At 64.9% G+C, this 1,272-nt stretch carries 1 protein-coding gene; it reads right to left on the reverse strand.

The genetic code is table 11. The annotated features are described in order from the left end of the window. Positions 1–6: 6 nt before the first annotated feature. Positions 7–1,248 (reverse strand): arginine deiminase, encoded by a 1,242-nt coding sequence (arcA, locus tag DXC67_RS10245; RefSeq protein WP_117584235.1) that lies wholly within the window; start codon positions 1,246–1,248, stop codon positions 7–9. Positions 1,249–1,272 lie beyond the last annotated feature (24 nt).

Here is a 1,272-nt window from a genome sequence, read left to right on the forward strand (position 1 = left end):
AAAACCTTAGAGGTCCTCGCGCCAGAAGGGCATGCTCATGCAGCGCGGGCCGCCACGGCCGCGGGAGAGCTCGGCGGAGGGCACGACGAGAAGGTCCAGGCCCTCCTTGTACAGCACGTCGTTGGTGACGGTGTTGCGGGCGTAGACGCAGATCTTGCCGGGCTCGACGCACAGGGTGTTGGAGCCGTCGTTCCACTGCTCGCGGGAGGCCGCGATCGGGTCGCCGCCGCCGCAGGGGATCAGCTTGACCTGGTCGACGCCGGTGGCGTCCTCCAGGACGTGCTCGAGGGTGTCCTCGATCAGGCGGATGTTCACGTCGCCCGGGTTCTTGCCGGCGGTCAGCTCGTAGACGCGCAGGGTGCCCATGATGGCGGGGTGGATCGTGAACTTATCGACGTCGATCTGGGTGAAGACCGTGTCGAGGTGCATGAAGGCGCGCGAGACCGGGATGTCGAAGGCCAGGATGCGCTCGACCTTGGAGTCGGAGTTCCAGAAGATGTTCTGGGCCATGACGTCGATGGCGGCTGCCTGGGTGCGCTGGGAGATGCCGACGGCGAGGGTCTTCTCGTTGATGTTCAGCACGTCGCCGCCCTCGGTGTGGAACTGGCAGTCGCGGCGGAAGTACAGGGAGACGTCCTTGTAGTCGGGGTGGTACTTGAAGACGTACTTGCCGTACAGGGTCTCGCGGTTGCGGGTGACCGAGTACATGCGGTTGAGGTTGACGCCCTCGCCGACGACCGCGAACGGGTCGCGGGTGAAGTAGAGGTTGGGCATCGGGTCGATGATCAGGTCGGACTCGGACTCGGAGTTGACCAGGGAGTCGAGGGTCGTGGACGCCGTGAGGGGCATGTCGATCTCGGCCTTGGTCATGCCGGCCATGGTCTTCTTGACGAACTCGAGGTTGTCCTCGATGGAGTCCAGCTTCTCGCGGACGATCTGCGGCATCTGCTGGCCGCGGATGCCTGCCTCGGCGATGTACTGGTCGGTGAACTCGGCGCGGGCGCCGGGGACCTGGTCGAACACCTCTGCGACGAGGTTCTCGAGGTAGAGCACCTCGACGCCCTGGTCCTTAAGGATCTGGGCGAAGGTGTCGTGCTCCTGCTGCGCGACCTCCAGGAACGGGACGTCGTCGAACAGGAGTCGCTCGAGCTCGTCGGGCGGCAGGTTGAGGAGCTCGTCGCCGGGACGGTGCAGGCAGACCTTCCTGAGCTTGCCGATCTCGGAAGGCACGTGCAGACCTTTCGTCATGGCCTCCTACCTTTCTTTCGGGCC

The sequence above is a fragment of the Collinsella sp. TF07-1 genome, from assembly GCF_003437235.1.
GTDB lineage: Bacteria > Actinomycetota > Coriobacteriia > Coriobacteriales > Coriobacteriaceae > Collinsella.